Source organism: Desulfovibrio simplex, assembly GCF_055387835.1.
This window is the reverse complement of sequence record NZ_AP042377.1, coordinates 1,904,991-1,931,544: the sequence shown is the minus strand read 5'-3', so window position 1 is coordinate 1,931,544 and position 26,554 is coordinate 1,904,991. Positions and strand designations below refer to the sequence as shown.

Here is a 26,554-nt window from a genome sequence, read left to right as displayed (position 1 = left end):
ACGGCGATGGCGCGGCTTGCCCGCACTGACAGGCGCCTCAGGGCGTGCCGCACCGTTTATAACTGTACATACATCTGAGAATGCACATCCTCAAGGGTAATCTGCCCTAGGGAAGTACTGATTAGAGCATTTTCACTTTGAAATTGCTCTGGCGACTGCGTGAGCAGGCGCCCGCAGCGAAGGCGTAAGCGCAATTTATTTGCGCTGTTAAGCGCCGAAGCATGCGTGTCTTAAACTTTGAGAATGTTCATTCTCAAAGTTAATCTGGTCTAAAGAGCCTCCTGGAAACGCGCAGTTATTTCGTTTGGCAAGGCGCGATCTTTTTTTGAAGCAGGAGTGGACTCTTCCGTCCTCGACTGTTTCAAAAAAAGTGAAGCAACGCCGTCAACCGAAATAAATCAGCGTTTCCCTAGCTGTTGTACACCAGGGGCAAGGGTTCGCCCGGTTCTCCCGCCAGAGCGGCCTGGTATGCGGCCAGCCCCTGTTCCAGATAGTCGCGCGAACCGCAGTATCCGCCCACAGCGCACAGGCAGTCGTTGAGGGCATAAATGCCAGCGACCACATCGGCCCAGTCCACCCAGCCCATATGCCCGACGCGGGCCATACGCCCCTTGAAGTGGTCCTGCCCGCCAGCCATGGACACGCCGTGCTTTTCCTGCGCCATGCGCAGAACCTCGACGCCGTCGACGCCTTCAGGCAGCAGCACGCTGGTGATGCCCCAGGCAAAGTGTTCCTTGGCAAAAAGTTCCAGACCCATGGCCGTAAGGCTGGCGCGGGTCAGCATGGTCAGCGCCCACTGCTTGGCGTACAGGGCCTTGAGGCCGTTTTCCAACAGCATGTCCAGGCTTTCCTTGAGGCCAAGGATAAGTCCCACGGGGGACGTAAAGAGGGTCTGCCCCTTGTGGACGTACTCCCGCTCTTTTATCAGATTGAAGTAGAAGCAGCCCGGAGTCTGTTTTTCAGCGCAGGCCCAGGCCCGTTCGGACAGGGCGAGCAGGGCCAGGCCGGGCGGCAGCATAAGGCCTTTTTGCGAACCCGTGAGCAGGCAGTCCACCCCCCATTCATCCATGGGGCAGGGGGAAAGGCCCACCGCGGAGATGCCGTCCACCAGCAGCAGGGCCTGGCTTTCGCGCGTGATGTGGGCCACTTCTTCCACCGGGTGCAGAACGCCCGTGGACGTTTCGGAAAGCTGTATGAGCACGCCCGCAATGGACGGATCGGCCTTCAAGGCCGTTTCCACGGCTTCAGCCGTGACAGCCTCGCCCCAGGGCACGATGATGGACTGCACCTCAAGGCCGTGCGAAAGGGCGATTTCGCGCCAGCGCTGGCCGAACTTGCCGCCTTCGATCACCAGAACCTTCTGGCCGGGGGCAAAGAGGTTGTAGACAGCCGCCGTCATGGCGCCCGTGCCGGAACAGGACAGGGGCAGCACCGTGCTGGCTGTGCCAAAAAGCGTCTTGAGGCCTACCTGTACCTGCGCCATGATTTCTTTGAATTCGCCCTTGCGGTGGTGGATCATATCCCTGGCCAGAACAAGGCGCACGCGCTCCGGCAGAGGCGTGGGACCGGGGGTGAGCAGGCGAAACTTGTTGAGCATGTGGCTGTTCCTCGTGGTTTATGCGCCGGATGATGCGTGTTCCTGTCGCGCCGTAGTTATACGGTTGCCGTGCCGTCCGTTGGAGAGCGACATCATGAAGTATTGCAGGCCAGCAGTTTGCGCCCGCGAGCCTCCGGCGTCAAGCCTTTGCGGCGCACGCGGCAAGGCTGCCCCTCTTGTTCCCCTGCGGGCTTTCCGGGTTGCTGGCCAGATTGCTTGTATGGTTGACAGACCGGTTGCCAACCCGGATTGCCGGCCGGGTTGGCAGCATGGTCGCGGCCAGGAAGCGCCATGTCAGCCGGACGCACACGACGCCCGGCGCGCTTGCCCAACTGTTTTTGCCTTGCAACCAGCGGGCTTTGTTACGCAAATACCCTATTGCTGCTGTTGCTGCGCGTTCATGACCCGTATGGCCTCAAATGTCAGGCGCAGTGTCTCCATCTGCTCCACAAGGGCGTGATCCCCCGGTCTGGCTGCTAACGTAAGCAGCATGCCGGGATTGTCCAGCATGGCAATGAGGTCAAGCACAAGCACCGTGCGCCCGGGAGTGGTCTTGATGTCAAGGCTGCCGGGTCTGGCCGCGAAGGCTTGCAGGTTTTGGCGTATGACCGCGTTCTGCGGGGTGTCCCTGATGCCGGGCAAAGCGGCGAGGGCTTTAATGGTGGCCGCCGCCTGCGGCACGTCTGGGAAAAGGTTCAGCCCCATCCATGCGACAGCGCCGTCATCCTTGTAGCTCAGCGTAAAATCACTGAAACTCTGGGTGAAAAGTTCCTCGGCCATGCGGGAACCGGGCTTGTCATTCATGTTCAGCGAGCAGACGACCTGCCCCAGCCCCAGAGCGCGCACGTCGGCTGTTTTATGGCTGACAGTGCCTGTGGTGCGGGATTCAAAGACCATATCCACATTCAGGGGGGGCAGGGTCATGTCCAACGCAGCGTGGAGCAGGTTGGAAGGTGCGGTAAGGCCGGTAATGCTGCTTTTGGTGTGCGTGGGCGAATTTGAGAACCACTCGAACTGGGTTTCCTTGACCTGCACGGCGCTTGTATCCACGGCAAAGGTCATGTCGGCGGCCTGAAATTTGCGCAGCAGGGGCGGCTCGAGGTTGAGAATGGTTTCCATAAGCGGTATCAGCTGCTCCTGAGTTTCCTTTGCCTCGGGATTTTCACTGAGGGCCACAAGCTGACGCATCATGTCTTCTTCAGGCAGGGCTATTCCTTCCTGAACCATACGGCCGACGGCCATGGTCTGCGCCCCGCCTATGCGGATTTCCATATCGTCGATGGCAAGGCTTGCTATGGAGCGCCCCTTCCAGCCGGACATGCGCATTTCCTTGAAGGCCACCCTGACGGAGCCGTTGGCGTCGATGATGTCCGCGCTGACAAAGTGGGCGCTGGTATTGTCCGCCCCCATGTCGTAGGTGGCGGTGATCATGTCGATGGGCTCGTGCCCTTCAAGAGCCTGACCTATGACAAAGGGCGTGGCGCGGATAACGTCCATCTCTTCACGCTGCACCAGAACCCTGCTGTTGGGGGTTGTCATGGCGATATTGCGCACCACCACATTTTCGGCAATGTTCATAGGCTCATTGCCCTTGAGGATCATGACCCTCAAAGGCGTGAGGGCCAGCAGCATGCGCAGGGGCAGCCGGAAGGAGATTTCGGAGGCAAGCCATGTTTCCGGCCCGTTTGCCTGCTCGCCACGCAAGGCCAGGCCCCGGATGAAAATTTCGCGCGTAAGGGGCGAAAACTCCACCTGATCGGCCGAAGCGGCATAGGGCTTGCCCTGGGGACTCCGGGACATGTTGCTGAGCCCATTGAGAACCTGCTCCTGTATGGATGAGCGCAGCCCGAACCCCAGAGCGGTCAGGCCGCCAACGACCAGAACGGCCAGTATGATCAATGCTTTCAGCAATTTTTCCATGACGGTTTTTTTCCTTTATGTGCTGGCATGGCGGGCGGTTCAGCCGCGCCAGCCTTGGCGGCGCTTTATGGGTTTTGCTGTCAGTCCACCCGGTGGTGGCAGCCCATGCTTGTGCGGTTGCGCATGGCTGCCTGGGTGATGACGTAAGCCGTCTGTGAACCGTGAAAAAGATCCACCAGACGGCGGGAAATGCGTGAATGCTTGTAAAAGTCGTGTATATGGCGCACGAGGTCGCGCATGTCTTCAAAGGCCCGGCGCAGACGGGCCTCAGTGCGCGATATGCCCACATAGTTCCACATGGTATTGCGGATGTTGGCCCAGTCCTGCGCCACCAGGGCCGGGTCGTCGCGCCTCTCGTCGCCTTCATGCAGCCAGTCGGGGATGGAGGCGGCGAGGCTTTTGGAAAGGCCGCGCTCGCTGTTCAGGCGGCGGGACAGGTCCTTGCCGCAACTGACGCCCCACACAAGGGCCTCAAGCAGAGACGTGCTGGCAAGGCGGTTGGCCCCGTGCAGGCCCGTGCAGGCGCATTCGCCTATGGCGTAAAGTCCGCGCATGGACGTGCGCCCGCGTATATCCGTAAGTACGCCGCCGCAGAAGTAGTGGGCGGCCGGGACTACGGGGATGGGTTCGCGGCGTATGTCGATGCCCGCCTCAAGGCATTTCTGGAACACGGTGGGAAAGCGCGTGGGCAGGTCCTGCTGCACGCCGCTTACATCCAGAAAAAGGCAGGGCGCGCCGTTGTGCAGCATTTCGTCCATCATGGCCTGCGACACCACGTCACGCGGGGCGAGATCCGCGCGCGGGTCGTAGTCTTTCATGAAGGGCTGTCCCTTGTGATTGAGCAGACGCGCGCCCTCGCCGCGCATGGCCTCGGTGATGAGGGAGCGGCGGCTGCTGCGTTCCTCATACAGGGCGGTGGGGTGAAACTGCATGAATTCCAGATTGGCCAGCGACACGCCGGCCCGAAAGGCCATGGACACGCCCGTACCCACGCAACCGGCCGAGTTGGTTGAATGCAAAAAGACCTGACCCACGCCGCCTGTGGCCAGCACTGTCCAGTCGGCCAGGATGGTTTCGGGTTCGCCGCTTTCCTCGTTGAGCACATAGGCTCCCAGGCAGCGGTTATCGACTTCGTAGCGCAGTTGCGAACTTTTGGCGTGGTGGTGGCTTGTAAGAAGGTCAATGGCGGCGCGACGGTGCAGCCGCGTGATGCGCGGATGCTCCATAACCTGCGCCGTCAGGCCGTCCATCATGGCGCGACCGGAATAGTCACGGCAGTGCAGGATGCGGGGGGCGGAGTGCCCGCCTTCGCGCGTGAGGTTGAAGCTGCCGTCGTCATTGCGGTCAAAGGGAACCTTGGAGCGCTCGATGAGGATGTTATCGACGCACGTGGGGCCCTGACTGCAAAGAAAGCGCACGGCTTTTTCATAATTGTAATTATGGCCCGCGACCAGGATGTCTTTTTCCAGGGCCAGGGCATCGCCCTGAGGTCCGGCCTTCTGCTTGTCCGGGCTGCTGGCAGTGTCGGCAGCCGCGTGCGCGGTGGGATCGGCGCGGTAGATGATACCCCCTTGCGCCAGTTCGGAATTGCCGTCGGCCAGTTGGGCTCCGGCATTGATGAGAAGCACTTCATAACCGGCGTCGGCCAGGGTAAGGGCGGCGGTGCATCCGGCAATGCCCGAACCGATTATCAATACGGGCACATGACGGCGACTGGCATTCACTGGGCAAACCTCACAGGCCGCATGCTTCAAGCATGCGGGTTAACGAAAGACGGGCGGGGGGGCAGAGTTGCGCCTCAATCTCCAGAGGGGTGGCTTTTTGTGAAACAATTTCAGTCAATATAGTCCAAAGCTTCTTTTCCGTCACCTTGGCCATATTGCCGCAAATGGCGTGGCCCAGGGGTATAATGCGGCACTGGCCCTTAAAGCGGTCGGCCAGGCGGTGAACAAGGTTGTTCTCTGTGCCCACGATAAGGGTGGAACCCGGCGCTTCGGCAGCCACACGGGCTGCGTCCTTGATGAGAAAGGATGTGGAGCCCGCGCCGTCACAGACGGCGATGACGTCTTCGCGGCATTCGGGGTGCGCAATGACGCGACAGCCGGGGTGAGCGGCGCGCATTTCGCGCACGTCGTCGGGGTCAAAGCGGGCATGGATGGCGCAGCAGCCGGGCCAGAGCAGCAGCTTTCTGTCCAGCGCCTGGCTTTCCGGCTCGACCAGTCCTTTGGAACCTATGCGCAGCACATGGCGGTCGTGCGGCGGTATGCCAAGGGCCGTGGCCGTGTTGTTGCCCAGATGTCTGTCGGGCAAAAAGAGCACGCCGTCTCCCTGTTTCATGGCCCATTGCAGCATGACGCCCGCGTTGGCCGAAGTGCACACCGCGCCGCCGTACTCGCCCACGACGGCCTTGAGGGCCAGATCAGTGTTGACGTAGGCCAGGGGAATGATCTTGCGCCCGGCCGCGTAGAGTTGTTCCAGAACCTTGCGGGCCAGGGGGGCGGGCGTCATTTGCGACATGAGGCAGTCCGCGTCCAGGCTTGGCAGATAGACGGATTGCCCCGGTTTGGCCAGAAGCGCGGCGGATTCGCCCATAAAATAAACACCGCAAAAAACAATGAAATCCGCGTCAACCTGGGGCACGCGCCGGGCCAGCTCCAGTGAGTCTCCCGTAATGTCGCAGTGTTGCACCACGGCGTCATTCTGGTAATGGTGCCCCATGATGCAGAGTTTGTCGCCCAATTGTCGCTTGATAGCCTGAATTTCGGCACTGATATTTTGCATGGTCATTTTCCTGCGCTGAAAAGATGCGGCCCTGGGAGGCCTCAGGCCGGTAGCAGCGTCATGCTGAAGTCCGCCGCCACCGCGGAGTGGGTAAGCCGCCCCACGGAGATGAAGTCTGGCCTGCGGGGGGCTGTAAGAGCGAGCTCGCGGATATTTTCCAGGCGGACGCCGCCGCTCACCTCGGTTTCAATGTCCGCCGGCACCAGAGCCAGGGCCTCGCTCAGAAGCGGGCCTTCCATATTGTCCATCATAATGCGGTCGGCGCGCGCCGCTATGGCTTCGCGCACATGTTCAAGGGTGCGGCACTCAACCTCAATGGGCGGGCAGGGGGTGTAGCGGGCACGCAGGGTGGCCACTGCCGCCGTGATGGAGCCCGCGGCGTCAACGTGGTTGTCCTTGAGCATGAGCATCTCCGCAAGATTTTTGCGGTGATTGCAGGCGCCGCCCGCCTGAACGGCGTACTTTTCAGGCCAGCGCATGCCGGGAGTGGTCTTGCGGGTGTCGAGCAGACGCACGCCCGTGCCTTCAAGCTCGCGCACGTAACGGGCCGTAAGGTTGGCTATGCCCGAAAGATGGGTTATAAAGTTGAGGATGACGCGCTCGGCCTTGAGCATGGCCACGGCTGGAGCCGTGATGCGGGCCACCTCCGTCATGGCGGGCACAGGGGCCGCCTCGGCGGCGAGCGCCTGCCATCTGAAGGGTGAGCCCATACCGCGGAACACCGGGCCGATGACGGGTAGCCCCACCACCAGGGTGTCCTGTTTGGCGCGTATGGCTGCGTTCAGATACGCGTCGGGAGCAAAAAGGCCCATGGCGGTCAGTTCGGGGCCGTCTTCTTCCAGGGCGAGGTCTATACATTGTTGGAGAAGCCGCTGTCCTTCAGGTGAAAAAAAAGCGGCCCATGGCGTATACATTGCGCTTGTCCCCATTTCTTACGCATGCTAAGTGAGAGGGCGCCCGATGTGGCCAGACGCCACGCGCGGCGTGTTGGCCCTTACACGGCGGACTGCGCCGATGTGCGGGTGTTTTGAAGTAGATAGAATGCCCAGTGCGTCGCGTCAAGCCGCGTGATCCTCGAGAGCATTTTCACATATGCGCCATGTCCTCTGCGAGGCGCGTTTTCCGGCATCATTGCTCCTTCGGGACGTATTTTTTTGGATGAAAGGCGCGCCATGGCAGACTACAAAGATAAACAGCACATCAGGGCCCAGGAGGGCATGGGGCAGGACGACGCCCGTGGAGTTCAGGCTGCGGTTTCGCGGCCGGACCTGCGGCCGGACGCGTCCCCAAGCCCCGCGCCCTCAGATTCCGTGCCCTCAGATTCCGTGTCTGAAAGGCCCGCGTCCGTAAATTCCGCGTCGGGCGACAGCGACCGCGCAGCAGCCGTGAATACGAATGCCGACCGCGCTGAAGACCGCGTTGAAGGCCGTGCCGGCGCCGGGGCCGATCCCGCGACGGCCCCTGAGATCGCCCCACTGCAGGACGCGGCTGCCGAGGGCTCCTCTTTCAGTGACGATGCCTACGACGCCGAATATTCGGATCAGGAGTTTATGCACCCGGCCGATATGGCCGATCATCTGGAAAATCTGAGCCTTGAAAAGCAGGTGAGCACGCTTGCCAGCATGCCCAAGGAAGAGGCCGCCGAGGCTCTGGCCGAGCTTGACGGCAATGTGGCCGTTGACGTGCTGGAAAATCTGGATACGGATGTGGCCGCCCAGATTATTGCCGAAATGTCCCCGGACGACGCAGCCGACGTGCTGGACGAGTTGGACGAGGACCACCGCGACGCCCTGCTGGAAAAGCTGACCCGCGAAGACTCCGACGAATTGCGCAGCCTGCTCAATTTTGACCCGGATTCCGCGGGCGGAGCCATGAACACCGAGCTCATCCTGCTGGAATGCAACCAGACCGTGGATGAGGCCATAGCCCATATCCGTGCTGAAATGGCTGAAAAAGAAAGCCCCTATTACGGCTATGTGGTGGATTCGCACGACGTGCTTGTGGGCGTGCTTTCCCTGCGCGACCTCATGCTGGCCCGTCCCGGAACCATCGTAGGCGACGCGGCGGCCGGGCAGAGCGTCATCAGCGTCACGTATGACACGGACAGGCGCGAAGTGGCCAGCCTGCTTTCGCACTACAACTTCATGGCCATGCCCGTTGTGGATAATGACGGGCACATCATGGGCGTCATCACCTATGACGACATCATGGACATCATGCATGAAGAGGCCAGCGCCGACATGCTGGGCATGGTGGGTGCCGACCCGGAAGAAAGCGTGGACACGCCCTGGAAGGAGAGCGTGCGAAAACGCCTGCCCTGGCTGTTCGTGAACATGTTCAACTCGGCCCTCTCTGCTTCGGTGGTGTACATGTTTGAAGGCAGCATAGCCGAAATGGCGGTGCTGGCCGTGCTCATGCCCATGGTGGCCAATCAGGCGGGCAATACGGGGCAGCAGGCTCTGGCCGTCATGATCCGCCAGTTGGCCACAGACCGTTTTGACCAGAAAAAAGCCTGGATGGCCGTTGTGCGCGAAGGCAAAATCGGCATTGTGACTGGCTGTGTAATGGCTTTAACAGCCTTTGTGGGTGCGTGGATGTTCACGGGCGTGGCCGCCATCGGCGCTGTCATGGGCGGCGCGCTTATGTGCGACATGCTCCTGGGCGCTGTTTCCGGCGGTTCGATACCGCTTATTTTTCGAGCCCTCGGGCGTGATCCGGCGCACGCATCCAGCATTTTTCTTACCACAATTACAGACGGAGCGGGCTTTTTCATTTTTCTCGGGCTGGCGTCGCTTTTTCTCTTATAGGGCATTTTACCCTTGAAAAAGGGCAAATGCTCAACGCTGCGCGAGAGTGCAGCGCGCCGCAATGTGGCGTGGATTCTGTCTCGCATCGCGTTTTCGGCTGAATGACACATTGAAATGTGAAGCGTTTCAAAGGTACTCTGGTCTGCTCTGCATACCCTGAACCTCCCGTTTCAGGCCGCCGAACCCAGGGGGGCAGGTTGGCATGGACAGCCGGGAGCGCCCGGACAGGCATATGACACAGACGCAAGGCGAAATCTGCCGCATCCTGCTGGTGGATGACCACAAATTACTGATGGAGGGCGTGCGCAGCCTGCTGGCGCCTTACGCCCATCTGCGGGTTGTGGGCATGGCGCTTTCCGGAGGGGAGGCCGTTGCCCTGGCCGCATCCATGTCGCCGCACCTGATGGTGCTGGACCTCGGCATGCCCGGCATGAACGGCGTTGAAACAGGACGCGCCGTGCTGGAGGTACGCCCCGGCACGCGCATTCTTATTTACACAGGGCATGAAGACCAACGCTGGTTGCCGGAACTTATCGACATCGGCATAATGGGCCATGTGCGCAAGTCTGAACCGCCTGGCGTGCTGCTGCGCGCCATTGAAAGCGTGCGTCAGGGCAACATTTTTTTGAGTTTTTCCGACCCTGGGGGGCGGCTGGCGGCCCTGCTGCGCGCGCGCCGACAGGCCGCCGACGAAACGGGTGGCGAAGGGGGAGGCGATTTGAGCGCTCTTTCACCCCGCGAAAAGGAAATATTCCGCCTTCTGGCCGACGGCTGGAGCGTCAAGGCCATTGCCGGTGATCTGCACATCAGCCCAAAAACGGTTGAAACCCACAAGTACAACCTCCTTACCAAACTTCAGGCCGGGTCTGTGGGGGATCTGGTCAAAATCGCCATCCGTCACGGCCTGCTCAAGGTCTGACCTTTTCCCACACCGCCGCTGAACCGCGCCAAGAGTCGGGTTCGCCCCTTTCCTTTTTGTCTTTCGCACAGGCAGCCTCTGGGCTAAATGCGTCCGCAACAACACGGGGTGGTTTTCGCCTGGGGAAAATCCTTAGAACTTTCTTTCACAAATCAGGATTCTCCCGATGGTGTGCGCCTGTTCCTCATCCTAGTCTTGCCCTAACCGAAAAAACAAATGCGTCGGTCAAGGGCGCAAGGGGGAGACAATGGCCTGTGTTTTTCGTGAATGCTTCAAAAGAGGCGCAAGGGACTATACGGCAAGGCTCGTGCTGTTGCCCGTCATGCTTTTTCTGTTTTTAGCCGCGCCCATGGCGGCTCTGGCCCAGAACGGGGAGCAGACCCGGCCCGTCGCTCAGAGTTCGGCTCCCGCTTCCGGTTCTGTTGGCGCTGCGACCGCCACTTTTGTGGATGGATCGGCCCTTCTGGTCGCGTCGTCAACAGTGCAGCCTCCTGCCCAGGCTCTGGAACAGGCTTCCGCGCAACCGGTTGACATGACCCCCATCGATAATCACCCCTGGTGGTTCTGGCCCCTTGCCCTGCTGGGGTTCTGTTTTATTCTCGGCATCATCGCCGTCATGGCTGGCGTTGGCGGCGGCGTGCTCTTTGTGCCGCTGGTCAGCGGCTTCTTTCCCTTTCATCTCGACTTCGTACGCGGAGCGGGCCTGCTGGTTGCCCTGGCGGGCGCACTGGCAGCCGGTCCCGGTCTGCTGCGCCGTAATTTCGCCAACCTGCGTCTTGCCCTGCCCGTGGCGCTGATCGCTTCAGCCTGCGCCATCGTCGGAGCCATGCTGGGTCTGGCTTTGCCCACCAATGTCATTCAGACCTGCCTTGGCGCTACCATTCTGGCCATTGCCGTGCTTTTGCTGCTTTCCAAAAACTCCGTGCGGCCCGTGGTGAACAAGCAGGACGCCATTGGCATGGCTCTGGGCATGGACGGCGTTTTTCTTGAGCCCAGCACTGGCGAAGTGGTGGAATGGAAAACCCACCGCACGCTGGCGGGCCTTCTGCTTTTTATCGTCATCGGCATCATGGCGGGCATGTTCGGCCTTGGAGCCGGGTGGGCCAACGTGCCTGTGCTCAACCTGCTCATGGGCGCGCCGCTCAAGGTGAGCGTGGGCACATCCAAGTTCCTTCTTTCCATTACAGACACCTCCGCCGCCTGGGTTTATCTCAACCAGGGCTGCGTCATTCCCCTTATGGCGATTCCCTCCATTGTGGGCCTCATGCTCGGTTCCGTGGTCGGTGTGCGCCTGCTTGCCGTGGCCAAGCCGAAGTTCATCCGCTACATGGTGATTTTTGTGCTTCTTTTCTCCGGCGTCAAAGCCCTCATGAAGGGCTTGGGCTGGTAGTTTCACGCCCGGACTGGACTTTTTGGGAGGATAGTATGAATACTGTGGATGTTAAAAACAACATCAAGGCTTCACCGGCGCAGTTGCGTTACGCCGATACGCTGTTTTACGGTTCACTCATCGGCTTTGTGATGATGCTGGTCACGTATGCCCTCTATGTGTTCGGCGTGCTTGAACCGCAGATTCCCCTTGATGAAATGCCGCGCCTTTGGACGCACAGCGCCGCCGCCTATCGTGAGGCGGGGAACATTCCCCAGGGGTGGGGCTGGCTTGCGCTCGTGGGCAAGGGGGATATATGCAACTTCCTGGGCATTGCCTTTCTTGCGGCCTTGACGATTTTCTGCTTTGTGCAGCTTGCCTGGAGCCTGGCCAGTCATAAGCAGTGGCTCATGATGTGTATCGCCATTGCTGAAGTGCTGGTTCTGAGTCTGGCTGCGTCCGGCGTGTTGGTGGCCGGGGCGCACTAGCCTGCCCGCCAAGGTCTGCGCGGCAAAAACGCACGGCTCAAAGCCCCGGTGCGCCTTGCGGCGCAGACCTCGGAGGAAACCATGTTTGCTGTCATAAAAAACACGTTCGCACACCTGCTGGAAGTGCCCGATGCCGTGTCGCCGGCGCGGTATCGTTCACTCCGGCGGCTTATGACCATGCTGATGGTGGCGGTGTCTGTAACGCCGTTGCTGCTGCTCTCGGGCATAAGCCATGTGCAGTATACCAGAACCCTCGAGCGTGAGGTGGAAGGCCCCATCTACGCGCTGGCCCGCAAGTCGCAGGCCGCTCTGGAACTGTATCTTGGCGAGCGTGAATCCACCGTGAGCTTCATCGCCCATGCCTATACGTTCAAGGATCTGGCGGATGAGCGCACACTTAACCGGATTTTTCTGTCCCTAAGAAGCGAGTTCCAGGGCTTCGTGGACATGGGGCTGGTCAATTCCGATGGCATGCAGATTTCCTACGTCGGGCCGTACAAGCTCAAGGGCGTGGACTATGCGGGCAAGCCCTGGCTGCGCGAAACGGAAATCAAAAGCCGCTATATGAGCAATGTTTTTCTGGGCTACCGTGGCTATCCGCATATGGTCATAGCCGTTCACAGGATGGAAGAAAGCGGCATTTCATGGACCCTGCGCGTGGCTGTGGACACGCTGCGCCTGCAGCAGGTGCTTTCCGCAGTGGGGCCGGAGCAGGATACCGACGTTTTTTTGCTGGACAGAGAGGGAGTGTTGCAGACAGATTCCCACCTCTACGGCAAAGCCCTGGAATCCTGCCCCCTTGCCGCGCCCCAGGCCACGGCCGAAACCGTGGTGCGCACCATTACCGATCCGTCCGGGAGCAAGCTCATGGTTGCCTCATGCGGGCTGGCGGGCACGGATTTCACGCTGCTGGCAGTCAAGCCCATGGCTGACGCCTTTCGTCCCTGGACGGCCCTGCGTACGGAACTGCTGATTGTTCTGGGCGGCGGCGTGGCGCTTATTGTCCTCGTGTCGCACCTGCTCATGAAGCAGCTCGTCAACAGGCTTCAGGCCAGCGACGAACGCCGGGTGGCCGTTTTTGCCCAGATGGAGCATAACCAGAAGCTTTCATCCATAGGGCGGCTGGCTGCGGGAGTGGCCCATGAGGTCAACAATCCCCTGGCCGTCATTTACGAAAAGGCCGGGCTGGCGCGCGACCTGATCAGCTTGGGGCAGGTGGGCGGCGAAACCAAGGACAAGGAAAGGCTCAATACCCTGCTCGAAGGCATTGAAAGCACGGTGGAGAGGGCACGCGGCATTACCCACAGGCTGCTGGGCTTTGCCCGGCGCATGGAGGCCAATCGCCAGAGCCTGCATATTGAGGAAGTTATTGCTGAAACCCTGTCTTTTCTCGAGCGTGAGGCCAAGAACAGGGGCGTCAGCCTGCAAATGGAACTTGATGACAATCTGCCCGAAATTGTTTCCGACCGTGGTCAGTTGCAACAGATTTTTCTGAATATCGTGGGCAACGCGCTGGATGCCGTGACGGGCAGCCCGCCTCCCGGTGATGTGAAGAACGGACAGGAACGCTTTGTGAAAGTGCGGTGCGTTCCCTCAGGCGGACAAGCGCTTGAGGTCACCGTGTGCGATAATGGCAAGGGTATGCCTCCAGAGGTGTTGCGGCACATTTTCGAGCCGTTCTATTCCACCAAAAAGGACAAGGGCACCGGGCTTGGCATGTTTATCACCTACGGTATCGTACGTCGCCTTGGCGGCGAAATCCGTGTGGAAAGTGAAGAGGGTCGCGGCAGCACCGTGCGCGTGACCCTGCCTTTGACCCCGCCCGACGGCTCTGTGGAGGTATAGTGATGGCCTTGCGTATACTTCTGGCTGATGATGAAAAGGATTTTGTTGAAACCCTGGCGGAGAGGCTTGAGCTGCGCGGGCACAGCGTGCGCGTGGTTTTTGACGGCCTTGCGGCGCTCGGCGCCGTCGCTGAAGAAACGCCCGACGTGGTGGTGCTTGATCTGCTCATGCCGGGCCTGTCTGGCGATGAGGTTTTGCACCGCCTCAAGGCAGCACAGCCTGATCTGCCGGTCATTCTGCTTACAGGGCACGAAGTTGTGGATGACACCGGGCTTTCGCCCGCATGCCAGGCCTACGCCTGCCTGACCAAGCCCCTGAGTTTCAATGTTTTTCTTGAAACTTTGGAGGCCGCAGTCCGTGAGTGCCGCGAGACCGCGTCCCGCGAAGGAGGCCGCTCATGAATACCAGTCAATGTACGGCCCGCCTGCTGGCGTCAGCAGTGCACGACATGCGCAACGTGCTTGCGGTGATTCGTGAATCTGCCGGCCTTGCGCAGGATCTGGCGGCCATGGCTGACGCGCCCGCCGCCAGGAACGTGAGCGGCGCTTTGGCGGGTAAACAGAGGCTCGAAGCCGCCCTGGCCGAAGCGCAGCGCTCTGTAGGTCAGGGAGCCGCCCTGGCAGAGGCCATGGACTATCTGGCCCAGTCCGGCGGCGCGGAAAGCGGCGAACACGGCGGCCCGTGCGACCTGGCCCGTGTGAACCGCAGTTTTTGCCTGCTGGCAGCCCGTCAGGCCCGCGCGGCGCAGATAGGCCTTGTGAGCGGCGAAAGCGCCGAGCCTGTCTGGGCGTCTGTGCCACCCATGGACGTGCTGCGCGCCCTGCTTGAGATTTTCGACCTCTGCGCCTCGGTGGGCGGTCAGGTGCAACTGCGTTTCACCGCCGGACGTCGCCAGAAGGAAGAAGGCATTGTGGTGGAAGTGCTGGAAGGAGCCAACCGGGAATTGGCTCTGGCTGCCATGACGGGCAGTCCCATGCTCAGCGGCATGCGCCCAGGCTGGCGGGCCGCGCTCATGCCCTGGCGAGAGCAGGGGCCGCGCTTCTTTCTTTCACTTTCCGCCTGCGACTCAGATGCAGCATAACCGGTTCCGGCTGATGCCCGGGCCTTCAAGGAGAGTTCCATGACCAAGGAAGACATCAAGATTCTGCTGGTGGACGATGAAAAGCAGTTCGTGGATACGCTGGCCGAGCGCCTTGCCATGCGTGGCTTTGCGGCAAGGGTGGCTTATGATGGTCCTGAAGCCCTGCAAGCTGTGGAACAGCCCACGGACGTCATAGTGCTTGACCTGCGCATGCCCGGCATGGACGGTTTTGAAGTGCTGCGCAATGTGAAAAAGAGCAACCCGCAGGTGCAGGTGATCATCCTGACCGGACATGGCGGCGATGCCGAAGAGCAGACCGCCTACCGTATGGGCGCGTATAATTTCCTGCGCAAGCCTATGGATATTGACGAACTGCTCAGCAGCATCCGCATGGCCTACCGCGACAAGCTGGAAAATGCCATGGTGGCGGTATCACTGGCAGAAGGCGGCGATTTTGATTCCGCCCGCGACGTCATGAATGAAAAGGACATTATGCAGGATCACGAAAAATAGACAGGTGACGGCGGTCTGAACTGACCGCCGTGCGGGAGCGGCCATGCGCGTGCTGATTGTTGATGACGAACCGGCGTTTGCCGGGCCCCTGGCCCAGCGTCTGAGCCTGCGCGGCATGGAAACGCGCACGGCCCATGATGCCGGTGAAGCCCTGAAGGTTTTACACGACTGGCCTGCGGAACTGGTGTTTCTTGATGTGGGCCTGCCCGGCATGGACGGTGTGGCGCTGCTCAAGATCATGCGCGAAACGCATCCGCAGACGGATGTGGTCATGCTCTCCGGTGCGGCAGATATGGGCAAGGCGGTGCAGGCCATGCGCCGGGGGGCTTTCAACTGGCTTTCCAAGCCGGTGGACCTTGAACAGGTGCTGGAAGAGTGCCGCAAGGCGCGGGAGCGCGCAGCTGTCCGGCAGGAAGCAGCCCGGCTGGCGGAAGCCGCGCGCTGGCGCAGCCTGGGCCGCGTGGCGGAAGGCGTGGCCCACGAGGTGAACAATCCGCTGAATATCGTGGTGCAGGCCGCCGGGCTCATACGCGACTGCCTGGAGGAGCCCGAGGCGCAGTCCCTGCCGGATATTGACGAACTGCGCGAGGCCGTCAACACCATCCGCACGCAAAGCCTGCGCGTGCGCGAGATAACCCGCAAACTGCTCATGGTCGGGCATGGGCTGGACGCGCGCACAGGCCCGCTGGACGTCGCGGCGATCGTTGACGAAGTTATAGATCTGCTGCGCCACAGGTTTGATGCGACCGGCTTGCAGTGCCTGGTTGATCTTTCAGGAGCCCGCCTGCCTGAGGGGCAACGCATGGCAGACGATCTGGCCGTTGAGGGTGCTTTGCGGCCCTGGGGATCCGCGCCGGAGTTACGGCAGATATTTTTACATCTGTTTGAAAATGCTCTGGATGCCATGCCCCATGGTGGGGTTGTGCGCGTAACTGCCAAGGTAAGGCGTGACGGCCAGGGCAGGAGCTGGTATGATTTGCTGGTGGCTGACACCGGCCCTGGCATAGCGCCGGACATAATGCCCCATATTTTTGAACCATTCTTCAGTTCGCGTGCCCTTCAAAGCGGATGCGACAGTCATGACCAATACCATGACAGTCACAGCGGCAGCGCCATGCGCCCCGGTTCTGCAGCACAATCCCATCTGGGCCGCTATGCGGGTCTCGGTCTTGCCGTGGCCCGTTCACTGGCGCACGCGCGTGGCGGTGAACTCTCCGCCGCAAACAGCCAGGAAGGCGGGGCAGTCTTCTGCCTCAGTCTCCCCTTGGCGCAAATGCCCTCAGCCACCGGTCAGGCTGCGGGCGACCGCTCTCCGGGCGGCGGCCTTTGACGGCCGCCCCCGGTGGCGTTGACGCGCTCAATGCGTAAATAAAAAATCCCGGCATGAACCGGGATTTTTTATTTACAGCCTTATCCGCAGCGCTGCCGTCTGTCGGGCCATGTCATGAGAAAAGATGACCGTTGAAAGACCTCGCATTTCAGCGTTGTCATTCTGTTGAAAAAAATGACTGTTGGCTGAATCTACGCCATGTTGCGGCGCGCTGCGCTTTCGTGCAGCGTCAGAGAATGTCCTTTTTTCAAAGTTACTCTGCTCTAACGGCCCAGGCAGATATCCGCGGGCGATGCGGCTGACGTTTGCCGTACGCCTTCGCAGCGGACTACTGGCGCAGCCGTTTTTGCAGTAGGCGCCTGGCCGCTGCCTTGGCTTTGCAAAAGCCGCAGCCGCTGGGGCAGTCCGCCACCATCGCGGCGCAAGCCACTGCTCGCATGCGCTGCCGTGCGCCCCGTCTTTGGCCTCAGGCGGCAACACGTGGCTGGCTGCGGGTTATGCGCACTCCGGCAAGGGCTACTCGGCGTTCTCGCCAAGGTTGTTCAGCCATTGCGCCATGCGAGCGGTCTGTTCCAGATACCACAGCGAAGCAATAAGCGGCGAAAGCGTACCACCGTCAGGGTCATACATGGCGGTGGAGCCGTGCTTGCGCAGGCTTTCCCATGCGGCGACAGCTTCATGTAGTGATTTGGCGCGCTCTTCTCCCAAAACAGGGGCCAGGGCGACCTGCTTGAGGGCGATGGTCTTTTCCAGCCGCTCCAGTTCCGCGGCAATGCAGTCCTGCATTTCAGTGGTCACGCCAGCCGCGCGGTCCATGCATGCCTGGTAGCCGGGGCTGAACAGACTGTCAGCCTGTGCTGGGGAAAAATCGTCCTGATCCGCATCCGGGTGAGTGCTCTGGCTGCCTGTCGGCGGATTCACCGTGGCAGGCGTATTGCCAACTGCGTTTGTCTGGGCGTTTTTTGCCGAAGAAGTGCCGGAGCCGTTCGTCTGTGCGGGCTGGGCTTCAGCGCGGCGCTCTGCGCTGAATGCGGGCGGGGCAGTGGACAGTAGAGCCAGCATGGTCAGCGCAGGCAAAATTACGCGAAATGATTTCAGACAGCTTCGCAACATCCTGGACTCCTTGATGAATAAGCAAACAGCAGCTTCAGTGTACGCGCAGGGCCAGAGGGGCGCAAGAGGCCGGAGCGTTGATTCAGCGCCACAACATTTACGTGCGCAAGGTTTGTCTGGCCGCGAGAGCATGTTCACGTTGACCTTGCACCGGATCGGATTACCTTTGAAATGTTTCACATTTCAATTTGGCATTCAGCCGAAAACTGCGACTTGCGGTAGCCGTTAGCGGGTCTTTGCCGCTTACGGATAACCAATGCTGTCTTTACGGCAGCCGTTGCTTTAGCCGTAGTTTCCTTCGTCGCAACGGCTGAAGCTCGGCTGAATCCACGCCATGTTGCGTTGCGCTGCACTGTCGTACAGCGTTAGAGCGTCACCCTTTTTCAAAGGTATAACGCCCTAACGGTATTCGCGCCCAGACCAGAGAACCCGGCCAATAACCCTGAACTGGTCGGCCATGTCGCCGCGCAAGTCCAGACTGACGGGGGGATATGCCGGATTGACGCTGTGCAGTATGATCTTGCCAGGAACCTTGTCAATACGTTTGATATAGATGGCATCCTCAAAACCGACAGCGTACAGGCGGCCGGGGCTGATTTCCGTCTGTCCCTTGTCCAGCAGCACCAGGTCGTTGTCAAAGATTTCAGGCACCATGCTGTCGCCGGATACGCGCATCAGAACCATACGCCTGGGATTGCCCTTGCGGCGCAAAAAATCTCCTCTGAAGGCATAACTGTCATCACTGCGCTCGCTGACTTCAAGGCTGCCCGTACCAGCGGAAAGCCGGGCTTCAGCCAGCGGAATATGGATAAGTTCTGCTTCGCTGTCTGGCGAAGCTGCGGGAAGTTCACCCTCAGCCGCTTCGGGAAGGCGCATGGGCCCGCTGCCAAAGAAGAGCCAGTGGGCGTTTACGCCGGTTTCCGCCGCGCATTCCTGTATCCAGGCTGGCGGCACTTCGCCGCGCTTACGCGCTCCGCTGACAGACTGGGGGGTGATGCCCAGAGCGCGCGCCAATTCAGCGTCACTGGAGGCGTTCAGGGCCAGCATGAGCCTTTGCAGGGTCGCTTCGAAGCCGGATTTTTCGGTCATGGCACACCTCGCGGAGCCGCGTCAGCCGTGCCATCAACCTGGGCATGCCGCGCGGCGGGACTTGATCAGCCCGTGCAATAAGGGCTGTGGGTTTTTGTGAGGGCTGGCAATGGTTCTGGCGGGCTGCATGCCCACTGGAAACGTATATGCCAGGGTCAGGCTATCAACCTTGATGCAGGCTGGCAAGGATTTTATCAACTTTAAGTTGATAAATGTTTTTCATGAGTAAGTAGAAAATGATTGATGAAATATGTAATTGTTTTTTGCTGTGTCGCGTCAGTTTTGTTTGATCACAGTCTGTTGTTTTGCTCGCGCGATCAGTCTGAGGGTCAGGTTGGCCACAAGAACGCCGCCGCAGGCCAGGATCGTGTCGATCAGCCGCCAGCCGAGCAGGGATATGTCGCCACCCGTCGTCAGCATGGCCATATCCACCAGCAGGAGCACGATGAAGGTGATGATGAAGCTGAACTGCATATAGTGTCCGGCTTGGGCGTAGGGGATGAAAAGGGCGGCCAGGCCGATGCAGCCAGCAAGGGGCAGGGGGGCTTGTATGTTGAATACCACCGGAGCCGCTGCGGTAACGCCAAGTACCGTGCCCAGAGCCCGGTCGCGTATGCGGCGCAGCTCGGTCGCGCCATCACTGTGCATGACAAAGAGTACGGTCAGTCCCACCCATGCAGGATGGCTGAAATTCAGATTGCGCGCAGCCAGTGTGCAGAGCAGCACCGTAAGGGGAACCGCCACGCCATAAAGGCGGTCATTGGTGGCCCCGCTCGTGAAAGCCCTGAATTCTTCAAAAGGGCTTGCTCCGTGCCCCTGCCCGCTGCCAAACGGGATGCCCAGCACGCTGAGCGTCGCGCCCAGGGCAAGCCCGGACATGTAGATGCCCGCCGCAGTCAGAGAATTGGTCATGCCAAAATGGGTCAGCAGGGCGGCGGCGGCCATATTTTTGACCACAAGGCTGAGGTAAGCCTGATCGGGGCGCGGCAGGGCGGCAATCCAGCTGAAGATTATCAGGGGAACAAGGGCGAGGTTGTTATTGCCCTGTGTAAAAACGCCCACAGCGGCTGCCAGGCACACAAGCAGCCCTCCCGCGCCGATACACAGCACGCGCGGTATGGCCGTGTACCGTGGTGCAATGAACAGGGCAAACAGCGCTCCCAGCGCGCCCAGCAGGGCGATGTCCGGCTTGTTCCAGGCCCGGCTGACGGCAATGGGTATGCACATGGCCAGCAGGTAAAGAACGCCTCGGACCATGAAATCACGTGTTTGCGGGGAAATGGGCATGCAAGCTCCGGTGGGATCGGCGAAAATGGTTGCATTGAGTTTTGATAACTATTTTTCATATGGTATATAGGCAAGCGTACAAAGGTCAAATGCGCCGCGCATGCCCAGGATTGCCCAGGTTGCGTAATTATGGCCGTGCGGTTACCCTTTTGTTGCCGGCACAGGGCGGAGTTTGGGGCCGCCAGCGCGTGGAAATCGCACGCTGCTCCTCCTTGTCTTTTTGGCAACTGCTGAACAATCTGAAAATGTGCTACTCCTGCCATATTGGAATGGGCCGAAAGCCGGTCGTTTTCTGTGCTCTTAAGAATAGGGCCGGACTGGCGATTAATTGTATATGCTGACATACCGTTGGCGCATGATGGGGCAACCGGATCTTGGTGTGCAATCTGAACGCGTCTGCAGGGTGAGAACAGGCAGAGGAGGTTATATATGACTATCAAAGTAAGGGTTATCCTGGGATTGCTGCTGACTATTGTGATCATGGCGGGCAGCACGATACCCTATGTAACCAGTAAAATGCGTGACAACGCCGAACAGGCGTATCTGGAAGCCTCTGGGGAACAGTTGCAGATCATGGGCAGCTATATCGAGGGATTCCTTGGCGAAGCCGAGCGCAACCTTGCGGTTCTGTCGGCCAATGAGATGCTGATCAATGCGGAGGGGCTTTTTCCCCTCTACGTGAACAAAACGAGCGAGACCCTCTATAAGCGCTCGGACCTTGGCCCGGAGGCCGCCAGGGCCGTCAGGCCCATAGTGCGCCTGGCCGAGGTGAACCCCGCCTACGCGGAAATTTACGTGGGATACCCTGACGGCAGCTACGGGACGTCAATGAAGGAAGGGCCGGTACCCGGTGGATACAATTCTTCCAAACGGCCCTGGTATGTAAGCCGTATGAACTCGGACAAGGATGTGGGCCTTGCCGACAGTTATCTGTCCATTTCAGGCGAACTGGTGCTGGCCGTCACGCACAGCATGCGCGGCCCCAATGGCGAAATCAAGGGCGTACTGGGAGCCGATGTCTCACTCAAGGGGCTTTCAGACAAGTTTACCGCGCTGAATTTCGGCCGTACCGGTTACTTTATGCTCATTGAAAATACGGGGCGCATTCTTTGCGATCCCAGAGACAAGGAGCTTACCGGCAAGATTATCGGCAAGGAGGTCAAGGATCCGGGGCTTGAACAGGTGTTCAAGACCACGGATGGTCTTGTGCTCACGCGCATAAAGGATGTGCCGGTTCGCGCCAATGTGTTTACCACCCGCTTTGGCTGGAAGATTGTCGTTATTCAGGATGAGAGCGAAATTTTCGCCAGCGCCGACGAGGCCATCCGTTCCGTGTCCATCATCTATGGAATCGTGACGCTCATCATGCTGGTTGTGGGCTGGGGCATCGTGCGGTCCATCAACCGTCCTCTGCGCCTGATCGTTATGGAGGCGGACAAGATTGCCCAGGGCGACCTTGATGTGCACCTTGAACCTCGTGATTTTTACGGAGAACTGGCCGAATTGCGGCATTCGCTGCTGAATATGGTCAGTAATCTGCAAAATATGATTGAAACCGCGCAGCAAAAGAGCAAAGAGGCTGAAGAACAGGCCCTGCTGGCCAAGGCCGCCACAGAACAGGCCGAAGCTGCGCGGCATCAGGCTGAGAGCGCCAGGCGCGACGGCATGCTTGCTGCCGCGAGTCAGCTGGAAGAGGTGGTGTCCATCGTCTCATCCGTGTCCAATGAGCTTTCGGCCCGTATCGACCAGTCAAGCCATATATCGACGGAATCCGCCAATCGTCTTGGCGAGGCCGCCACGGCCATGAACCAGATGAATGCCACCGTGCGTGAAGTGGCGGGCAATGCTTCTTCCGCATCGGCCATGTCGGACGAGACGCGGGGCAATGCCGAAAACGGCGCGCAGATTGTGCTTCAGGCTCTGAAGAGCATTGATCAGGTTCACAGCGTCTCAATGGAACTCAAGGACGACATGGCCCAGCTGAATGAGCACGCCCTGGCCATCAACCGCATCATGGGCGTCATTTCAGATATCGCGGACCAGACCAACCTGCTGGCGCTCAATGCCGCCATTGAGGCCGCCCGTGCCGGTGACGCGGGGCGGGGCTTTGCCGTGGTTGCCGATGAGGTGCGCAAGCTGGCTGAAAAGACCATGGCGTCCACCCAGGATGTGGGCAATGCCATCAAGGCGATTCAGGAAAGTACGGCCAAGAGTGTCAGCGGCATGGACAAGGCGCTTGCAGAAGTTGAAACCGCCACCGGCTTTGCCCGCCAGTCTGGCGAAGCCCTGCGTCAGATTGTTCATAATGTGGAAACCACGGCGGATCAGGTGCGGGCCATCGCCACGGCCAGTGAAGAGCAGTCTGCCGCCAGTGAGGAGATCAACGAGTCCATCGTGCAGGTCAACGACATGTCCGGGCAGACCGCCCAGGCCATGAGCGAGGCGAGCCATGCGGTGAACGATCTCGCGCAGCAGGCGCATCGTCTGAGCGCGCTTATCGAGAATATGAAAAAGGCCTGATGGCGTTCGCATAATGAGAGCATGTGACTTTGAAAAAAGTCACATGCTCTCAGGCCGCACGAGAATGCAGCGCGCCGCAATGTGGCGTGGATTCTGCCGGAGATCGTATTTTTCTGCAGAATGACAAATTGATATGTGAAGCCTTTCAAAGTTAATCTGGTTTAAGGGGGGATAGCCGATGCAACGGCCATCCCCCCTGTGCGAGGACTGTGATGCCTTTTGGCGTTGAAAGGCTCGCCTGACGAGCCTGACGCCAAGCGCGGGGCAGGCTCAAGGGTGAAAATACCCTGAAAAACGCCAGCGTTCCTGATATGCCCCCTGGTCGCACTCTTCCGGCCTGGGGGCATTTTTATTTTGCCTGCCTGCTGGACCCGCCCAAAGCATGGTCGGCGTCTTTCGCGTTGTGATGCGAGTAAGCCAGAGCAGCCCAGTTACGGCAGAGCAGGTCCGTTCCGCCAGATATGGTCTGTGCAGACCAGTGCAGGGCAGACCGGTCAGCGCCCGCCTGTACGGCGCAGTAGCTGGCTGAAGCCTATTTCTGCAGCCACGCTTCGACCTGTTCAGGATGGTCCTTCATGAACTGGCGGGCGTTTTCCAGCGGATCCGCGCCTTTTTCCTGATTCTTGGCCATGAGCCGCTGCAACTGGTCCGCCCCGGTGTAGGAGAACCTGGACAGGAAGGCGTGCGCGTCAGGATGATCCTTTTTCAAACCCTTGCGCGCAACATTGTAAATGGCCTCTTCAGTGCCGAGGATGCCCCTGGGTTCGTCCAGATAGTGCAGGTTCCAGCGGCCAAAGATCCAGTGGGGCGACCAGCCTGTGACAACAATCCACTGCTTTCTGCGGATGGCCTCCGCCAGACTGGAGGTCATGATGGCGTCGCTCCCGTCAATCAACTCCATATTGTCTATGCCATAGTCTTTCAGGAGCTTTTCGGTCAGACCCATATACACCGCGCCAGCGTCGATGCCTATTACCCGGTTCTGGAATTTATCCGCGTTGGCTTTCAGTTCCTCGACAGATTTCAGGGGCACATAGTCGGGCACCACAAGCCCCAGTCGTGCGCCGTCAGTAAGCTTGCCCAGAATTTCCAGCTTGTCCCTGTATTTCTCGTACACATCCTTGTTGGTATTGGGCAGCCATGCGGTGACCATGGCGTCTGAGTCGCCCGTGGCCATGCTGGTCCAGAGTATGGGAACCGTGACGGGCAGCAGTTCAACCTTGTAGCCCAACCTGTCTTCAAGCACCGCCTTGGCCAGATTGCTTGAGGCGGTGGCGCAGTCCCATTCCACGTAGACGATCTTGAGGGTTTTGTCCTCCTTCGTGTCTTTGGCTGTGGCGCAGACGGCCAGCAGCATGACGGCGGCCAGGGCAATGCCCAGTATGCGAAATTTCATGAGGGCTCCTTTTTAAAAGGTTGTTCGGGAATGTTTCGCTTTGCGAACGTACATCCGTAAAGTGGGGAACACGCCGCCGCGTCGCGTGGCAGCGCGATGAACCGCGCTGGCGCCTTCGCGGCGGGCGCCTGCCCCCGCAGCCGTCGGAGCAAATTTCAGGCAGCGTCAGGCTATGGAGAAGCCTTACGGCTGGCGACGGCAGCGCTGGCGAAATTGCCCTGAACTGGTGACGGCTGGCGAGGGTGTCTTGAGCCGGCGTATGGGTATACTGTCCGCCACTGCGCGTGCAGGTAATTACAGAAGCGCAAGCGTGGACGCTGGGCTGCAACCCTTTGTGGATGTTACTTCTCAAAGGGTTCAGCCCGTTAATGGGTCTTGCCGGAGCTCTTTTGCGCCAGAGCGCGGAACATACGGTCAAGGGTGATGGCCACAATGACGATGCCGAGGCCCGCCTCGAAGCCCATGCCGATGTTGAGCCGCTGAATGGCCTTCCATACCTCGCCGCCAAGGCCGCGCGCGCCGATCATGGCCGCAATGACAGCCATGGAGAGGGCCAGCATGATGGTCTGGTTTACGCCAGCCACAATGGTGGGCATGGCCAGCGGCAGTTCAAGCTTGTAGAGGCGCTGCACGCGCGTGGCCCCAAAAGCTTCGGAGCACTCCACAAGATCGCTGGGGACCTGCTGAATGCCCAGGCAGGTCAGGCGGATTGCGGGAGGCACGGAAAAAATGACCGTGGCGACCACAGCGCTGACCTTTCCTATGCCAAAGAAGGGAATGGCCGGGATAAGGTAGACGAAGGCGGGCATGGTCTGCATGACGTCCAGCACAGGCATGACGATTTTGCGCGTCGTGGGGGACATGGCCGCCAGAATGCCGCAAGGCACGCCAATCAGTACGGAAAGCAGCGTGGCCGAGAGCACGAGGGCCAGGGTGCTGATGGTGGGCGTCCACAAGCCCAGGTTCCACAAGAGGGAAAACCCCAGAACCACAAATACGGGCAGACCGGGGCGGCGTGTCACGCGCCAGGCCAGAGCGGCCAGCAGCAGGATAAAAAGCCATGGCGGCGGCATTAGAAGCGTCTCTTCAAAGCGATCCAGCAGGTTGAGCATGATGGCTGAACCGGTGCGGGTAACGCCGGAAAAACGCTCGACCAGAACATCTATGGCACTGTCAACATAACTGGCCAGGGGCAGTCTAGGCAGCATGGACGCCTCCCCGGTTGTGCTCCACCAGGGCGCCCAGCAGCAATCCCCGCACAATGACGCCCTGCAAGCGTTGGCGTTCGTCCACCACGGCCAGGGGGTAGGGCAGGTCGGCCATAAGGGGCACAATTTCGGTAACGGGGGTGTCTGGTCTGACGGTGGTGATGTCCGAACTGGTTATTTCCGTCAGATCCGAACGCCCTTCACTGACCATGCGCTCCGCATCGGCGGCGTTGATAATGCCCACAAAGCGGCGGTGTCTGTCCAACACGAAGAGCGAGGCGATGGAGTGCACGCGCATCTTGCGCAGGGCTGCGCGCGGGCCGTCCAGCCCCAGCACGGCGGCGTCTTCGGAACGTTTCATGACGCTGGCCGCCGTGAGCACCTGCGAGGCGTCTGCCGAGGCAACAAAGCGGGCCACATGTTCGTTGGCCGGGGCATGCAGGATTTCTTCCGGCGTGCCGGTCTGTACGATGGCTCCGTCCTGCAGCAGGACGATGCTGTCGCCGAGCTTGAAGGCTTCGTTAAGATCATGCGTGATGAAGACTATGGTTTTGTGTATGTCTTCCTGAAGCGCCAGCAGCTCGTCCTGCATTTCCTGTCTGATAAGGGGGTCGAGCGCGCTGAAGGCTTCATCCATAAGCAGGATTTCGGGTTCCAGGGCAAGGGCCCTGGCAAGGCCCACGCGCTGTTTCATGCCGCCGGAGAGCTGGCCGGGATAGGAGCTTTGCCATTGTGCCAGCCCCACGCGCTCCAGAACTTCCTTGCATTTTTTCAGACGGGTGGATTCTGGCACGCCCATGACCTCAAGGCCGAAGGCCGTGTTTTGCAGCACCGTTCTGTGGGGGAAAAGCGCGAAATTCTGAAACACCATGCCAAAGCAGCGCTGACGCACGCGCCGCAGTTTTTTGCTGCTCATGCTCGTGATGTCTTCGCCGTCCACAAGAATGCGCCCGGTGGTGGGCATGACAAGACCGTTGAGGCAACGCAGCAGCGTGGATTTTCCGCTGCCGGAAAGTCCCATAATAACCAGTAGCTGGCTGTCTGTGATGTCGATGGATATGTCGAACAGAGCAACAGTGGTGCGGGTCTGGCGTAGAATATCAGCGCGCGAAACGCCTTTGGCCGCCAGCGTGAGAGCCTGCTTCGGGTGTGGACCGAAGACTTTTGAAACATTTTGGATGGAAATTTTTGCCATATACCCTCCTTCTGCCGTGGCGCGATACGCCGCGGGTGTAGCCCGTAACCGGGCGAGTATATGGAAGGACGATCAGAGTGTGACCGTCAAAACGAA

General features: G+C 59.8%; 21 protein-coding genes. 10 read left to right on the top strand and 11 right to left on the bottom strand.

Annotation, left to right across the window (positions count from 1 at the left end; translation table 11 throughout):
• Nucleotides 1-409 precede the first annotated feature (409 nt).
• The 5 genes from ACZ5DH_RS07875 to nadC all read right to left on the bottom strand — a co-directional run bounded on the left by ACZ5DH_RS07875 (nt 410) and on the right by nadC (nt 7,212).
• On the bottom strand, nt 410-1,597 hold the full coding sequence (locus ACZ5DH_RS07875; RefSeq protein ID WP_464253783.1) for a pyridoxal-phosphate-dependent aminotransferase family protein: 1,188 nt from the start codon (nt 1,595-1,597) through the stop codon (nt 410-412).
• 375 nt (nt 1,598-1,972) lie between these two features.
• A complete protein-coding gene (locus tag ACZ5DH_RS07870) occupies nt 1,973-3,517 on the bottom strand; it encodes a hypothetical protein (protein WP_464253782.1) in 1,545 nt (514 codons plus the stop codon).
• A gap of 80 nt (nt 3,518-3,597) precedes the next feature.
• A complete protein-coding gene (gene nadB / locus ACZ5DH_RS07865; protein WP_464253781.1) occupies nt 3,598-5,241 on the bottom strand; it encodes an L-aspartate oxidase in 1,644 nt (547 codons plus the stop codon).
• Between the two features lie 10 nt (nt 5,242-5,251).
• On the bottom strand, nt 5,252-6,304 hold the full coding sequence (gene nadA, locus ACZ5DH_RS07860) for a quinolinate synthase NadA (RefSeq protein ID WP_464253780.1): 1,053 nt from the start codon (nt 6,302-6,304) through the stop codon (nt 5,252-5,254).
• A gap of 35 nt (nt 6,305-6,339) precedes the next feature.
• A complete protein-coding gene (gene nadC / locus ACZ5DH_RS07855; protein WP_464253779.1) occupies nt 6,340-7,212 on the bottom strand; it encodes a carboxylating nicotinate-nucleotide diphosphorylase in 873 nt (290 codons plus the stop codon).
• A gap of 258 nt (nt 7,213-7,470) precedes the next feature.
• Between nadC and mgtE the strand changes: the two genes are divergently transcribed.
• The 9 genes from mgtE to ACZ5DH_RS07810 all read left to right on the top strand — a co-directional run bounded on the left by mgtE (nt 7,471) and on the right by ACZ5DH_RS07810 (nt 16,650).
• The gene (mgtE, locus tag ACZ5DH_RS07850) at nt 7,471-9,105 is read left to right on the top strand and encodes a magnesium transporter (protein ID WP_464253778.1); all 1,635 of its coding nucleotides are present in this window, start codon (nt 7,471-7,473) and stop codon (nt 9,103-9,105) included.
• Between the two features lie 232 nt (nt 9,106-9,337).
• On the top strand, nt 9,338-10,024 hold the full coding sequence (locus ACZ5DH_RS07845) for a response regulator (protein ID WP_464253777.1): 687 nt from the start codon (nt 9,338-9,340) through the stop codon (nt 10,022-10,024).
• A gap of 247 nt (nt 10,025-10,271) precedes the next feature.
• Nucleotides 10,272-11,414, top strand: coding sequence for a sulfite exporter TauE/SafE family protein (locus ACZ5DH_RS07840; RefSeq protein ID WP_464253776.1), 1,143 nt, complete (start codon nt 10,272-10,274; stop codon nt 11,412-11,414).
• Nucleotides 11,415-11,449: 35 nt separating this feature from the next.
• Nucleotides 11,450-11,881, top strand: a complete 432-nt coding sequence (locus tag ACZ5DH_RS07835) for a DUF1634 domain-containing protein (RefSeq protein ID WP_464253775.1) — start codon at nt 11,450-11,452, stop codon at nt 11,879-11,881.
• Between the two features lie 81 nt (nt 11,882-11,962).
• Nucleotides 11,963-13,726 (top strand): sensor histidine kinase, encoded by a 1,764-nt coding sequence (locus tag ACZ5DH_RS07830; protein WP_464253774.1) that lies wholly within the window; start codon nt 11,963-11,965, stop codon nt 13,724-13,726.
• 2 nt (nt 13,727-13,728) lie between these two features.
• Nucleotides 13,729-14,127 carry a response regulator transcription factor gene (locus ACZ5DH_RS07825; RefSeq protein ID WP_464253773.1) on the top strand — a complete coding sequence of 133 codons (399 nt, stop codon included), beginning with the start codon at nt 13,729-13,731 and terminating at the stop codon, nt 14,125-14,127.
• A complete protein-coding gene (locus tag ACZ5DH_RS07820; RefSeq protein WP_464253772.1) occupies nt 14,124-14,807 on the top strand; it encodes a sensor histidine kinase in 684 nt (227 codons plus the stop codon). The genes ACZ5DH_RS07825 and ACZ5DH_RS07820 overlap by 4 nt, the downstream gene beginning before the upstream one ends.
• Before the next feature lie 39 nt (nt 14,808-14,846).
• Entirely contained in the window at nt 14,847-15,320 is a 474-nt protein-coding gene (locus ACZ5DH_RS07815) for a response regulator (protein WP_179981210.1), read from the top strand.
• 43 nt (nt 15,321-15,363) lie between these two features.
• Nucleotides 15,364-16,650, top strand: coding sequence for a sensor histidine kinase (locus ACZ5DH_RS07810; protein ID WP_464253771.1), 1,287 nt, complete (start codon nt 15,364-15,366; stop codon nt 16,648-16,650).
• A 516-nt stretch (nt 16,651-17,166) separates the two neighbouring features.
• On the opposite strand, the gene ACZ5DH_RS07805 is transcribed toward ACZ5DH_RS07810, so the two are convergent.
• The 3 genes from ACZ5DH_RS07805 to ACZ5DH_RS07795 all read right to left on the bottom strand — a co-directional run bounded on the left by ACZ5DH_RS07805 (nt 17,167) and on the right by ACZ5DH_RS07795 (nt 20,139).
• Nucleotides 17,167-17,763: a lysozyme inhibitor LprI family protein gene (locus ACZ5DH_RS07805; protein ID WP_464253770.1), complete on the bottom strand. Its 597-nt coding sequence runs from the start codon at nt 17,761-17,763 to the stop codon at nt 17,167-17,169.
• Nucleotides 17,764-18,162: 399 nt separating this feature from the next.
• Nucleotides 18,163-18,852 carry a LexA family transcriptional regulator gene (locus tag ACZ5DH_RS07800; RefSeq protein ID WP_464253769.1) on the bottom strand — a complete coding sequence of 230 codons (690 nt, stop codon included), beginning with the start codon at nt 18,850-18,852 and terminating at the stop codon, nt 18,163-18,165.
• A gap of 276 nt (nt 18,853-19,128) precedes the next feature.
• Nucleotides 19,129-20,139, bottom strand: a complete 1,011-nt coding sequence (locus tag ACZ5DH_RS07795) for an FUSC family protein (protein WP_464253768.1) — start codon at nt 20,137-20,139, stop codon at nt 19,129-19,131.
• A gap of 429 nt (nt 20,140-20,568) precedes the next feature.
• Between ACZ5DH_RS07795 and ACZ5DH_RS07790 the strand changes: the two genes are divergently transcribed.
• Nucleotides 20,569-22,659 (top strand): methyl-accepting chemotaxis protein, encoded by a 2,091-nt coding sequence (locus ACZ5DH_RS07790; RefSeq protein ID WP_464253767.1) that lies wholly within the window; start codon nt 20,569-20,571, stop codon nt 22,657-22,659.
• Nucleotides 22,660-23,191: 532 nt separating this feature from the next.
• Here ACZ5DH_RS07790 and ACZ5DH_RS07785 read toward each other — a convergent pair.
• The 3 genes from ACZ5DH_RS07785 to ACZ5DH_RS07775 all read right to left on the bottom strand — a co-directional run bounded on the left by ACZ5DH_RS07785 (nt 23,192) and on the right by ACZ5DH_RS07775 (nt 26,458).
• Complete coding sequence (locus ACZ5DH_RS07785) at nt 23,192-24,055, bottom strand: glycine betaine ABC transporter substrate-binding protein (protein WP_464253766.1); 864 nt, start codon at nt 24,053-24,055, stop codon at nt 23,192-23,194.
• A gap of 365 nt (nt 24,056-24,420) precedes the next feature.
• Entirely contained in the window at nt 24,421-25,263 is an 843-nt protein-coding gene (locus ACZ5DH_RS07780; RefSeq protein ID WP_464253765.1) for an ABC transporter permease, read from the bottom strand.
• Nucleotides 25,253-26,458 (bottom strand): quaternary amine ABC transporter ATP-binding protein, encoded by a 1,206-nt coding sequence (locus ACZ5DH_RS07775; protein WP_464253764.1) that lies wholly within the window; start codon nt 26,456-26,458, stop codon nt 25,253-25,255. The genes ACZ5DH_RS07780 and ACZ5DH_RS07775 overlap by 11 nt, the downstream gene beginning before the upstream one ends.
• Nucleotides 26,459-26,554 lie beyond the last annotated feature (96 nt).

Excerpts from the sequence above, each read along its gene's own strand:
- ACZ5DH_RS07830 (WP_464253774.1), top strand. The coding sequence starts at position 11,963 with ATGTTTGCTGTCATAAAAAACACGTTCGCACACCTGCTGGAAGTGCCC.
- ACZ5DH_RS07800 (WP_464253769.1), bottom strand. The coding sequence starts at position 18,852 with ATGACCGAAAAATCCGGCTTCGAAGCGACCCTGCAAAGGCTCATGCTG.
- ACZ5DH_RS07840 (WP_464253776.1), top strand. The coding sequence starts at position 10,272 with ATGGCCTGTGTTTTTCGTGAATGCTTCAAAAGAGGCGCAAGGGACTAT.
- ACZ5DH_RS07815 (WP_179981210.1), top strand. The coding sequence starts at position 14,847 with ATGACCAAGGAAGACATCAAGATTCTGCTGGTGGACGATGAAAAGCAG.
- ACZ5DH_RS07875 (WP_464253783.1), bottom strand. The coding sequence starts at position 1,597 with ATGCTCAACAAGTTTCGCCTGCTCACCCCCGGTCCCACGCCTCTGCCG.
- ACZ5DH_RS07835 (WP_464253775.1), top strand. The coding sequence starts at position 11,450 with ATGAATACTGTGGATGTTAAAAACAACATCAAGGCTTCACCGGCGCAG.
- ACZ5DH_RS07845 (WP_464253777.1), top strand. The coding sequence starts at position 9,338 with ATGACACAGACGCAAGGCGAAATCTGCCGCATCCTGCTGGTGGATGAC.
- mgtE (WP_464253778.1), top strand. The coding sequence starts at position 7,471 with ATGGCAGACTACAAAGATAAACAGCACATCAGGGCCCAGGAGGGCATG.
- ACZ5DH_RS07820 (WP_464253772.1), top strand. The coding sequence starts at position 14,124 with ATGAATACCAGTCAATGTACGGCCCGCCTGCTGGCGTCAGCAGTGCAC.
- nadA (WP_464253780.1), bottom strand. The coding sequence starts at position 6,304 with ATGACCATGCAAAATATCAGTGCCGAAATTCAGGCTATCAAGCGACAA.
- ACZ5DH_RS07775 (WP_464253764.1), bottom strand. The coding sequence starts at position 26,458 with ATGGCAAAAATTTCCATCCAAAATGTTTCAAAAGTCTTCGGTCCACAC.
- ACZ5DH_RS07825 (WP_464253773.1), top strand. The coding sequence starts at position 13,729 with ATGGCCTTGCGTATACTTCTGGCTGATGATGAAAAGGATTTTGTTGAA.
- ACZ5DH_RS07870 (WP_464253782.1), bottom strand. The coding sequence starts at position 3,517 with ATGGAAAAATTGCTGAAAGCATTGATCATACTGGCCGTTCTGGTCGTT.
- ACZ5DH_RS07805 (WP_464253770.1), bottom strand. The coding sequence starts at position 17,763 with ATGTTGCGAAGCTGTCTGAAATCATTTCGCGTAATTTTGCCTGCGCTG.
- nadC (WP_464253779.1), bottom strand. The coding sequence starts at position 7,212 with ATGTATACGCCATGGGCCGCTTTTTTTTCACCTGAAGGACAGCGGCTT.
- ACZ5DH_RS07785 (WP_464253766.1), bottom strand. The coding sequence starts at position 24,055 with ATGAAATTTCGCATACTGGGCATTGCCCTGGCCGCCGTCATGCTGCTG.
- ACZ5DH_RS07790 (WP_464253767.1), top strand. The coding sequence starts at position 20,569 with ATGACTATCAAAGTAAGGGTTATCCTGGGATTGCTGCTGACTATTGTG.
- ACZ5DH_RS07780 (WP_464253765.1), bottom strand. The coding sequence starts at position 25,263 with ATGCTGCCTAGACTGCCCCTGGCCAGTTATGTTGACAGTGCCATAGAT.
- ACZ5DH_RS07795 (WP_464253768.1), bottom strand. The coding sequence starts at position 20,139 with ATGCCCATTTCCCCGCAAACACGTGATTTCATGGTCCGAGGCGTTCTT.
- ACZ5DH_RS07810 (WP_464253771.1), top strand. The coding sequence starts at position 15,364 with ATGCGCGTGCTGATTGTTGATGACGAACCGGCGTTTGCCGGGCCCCTG.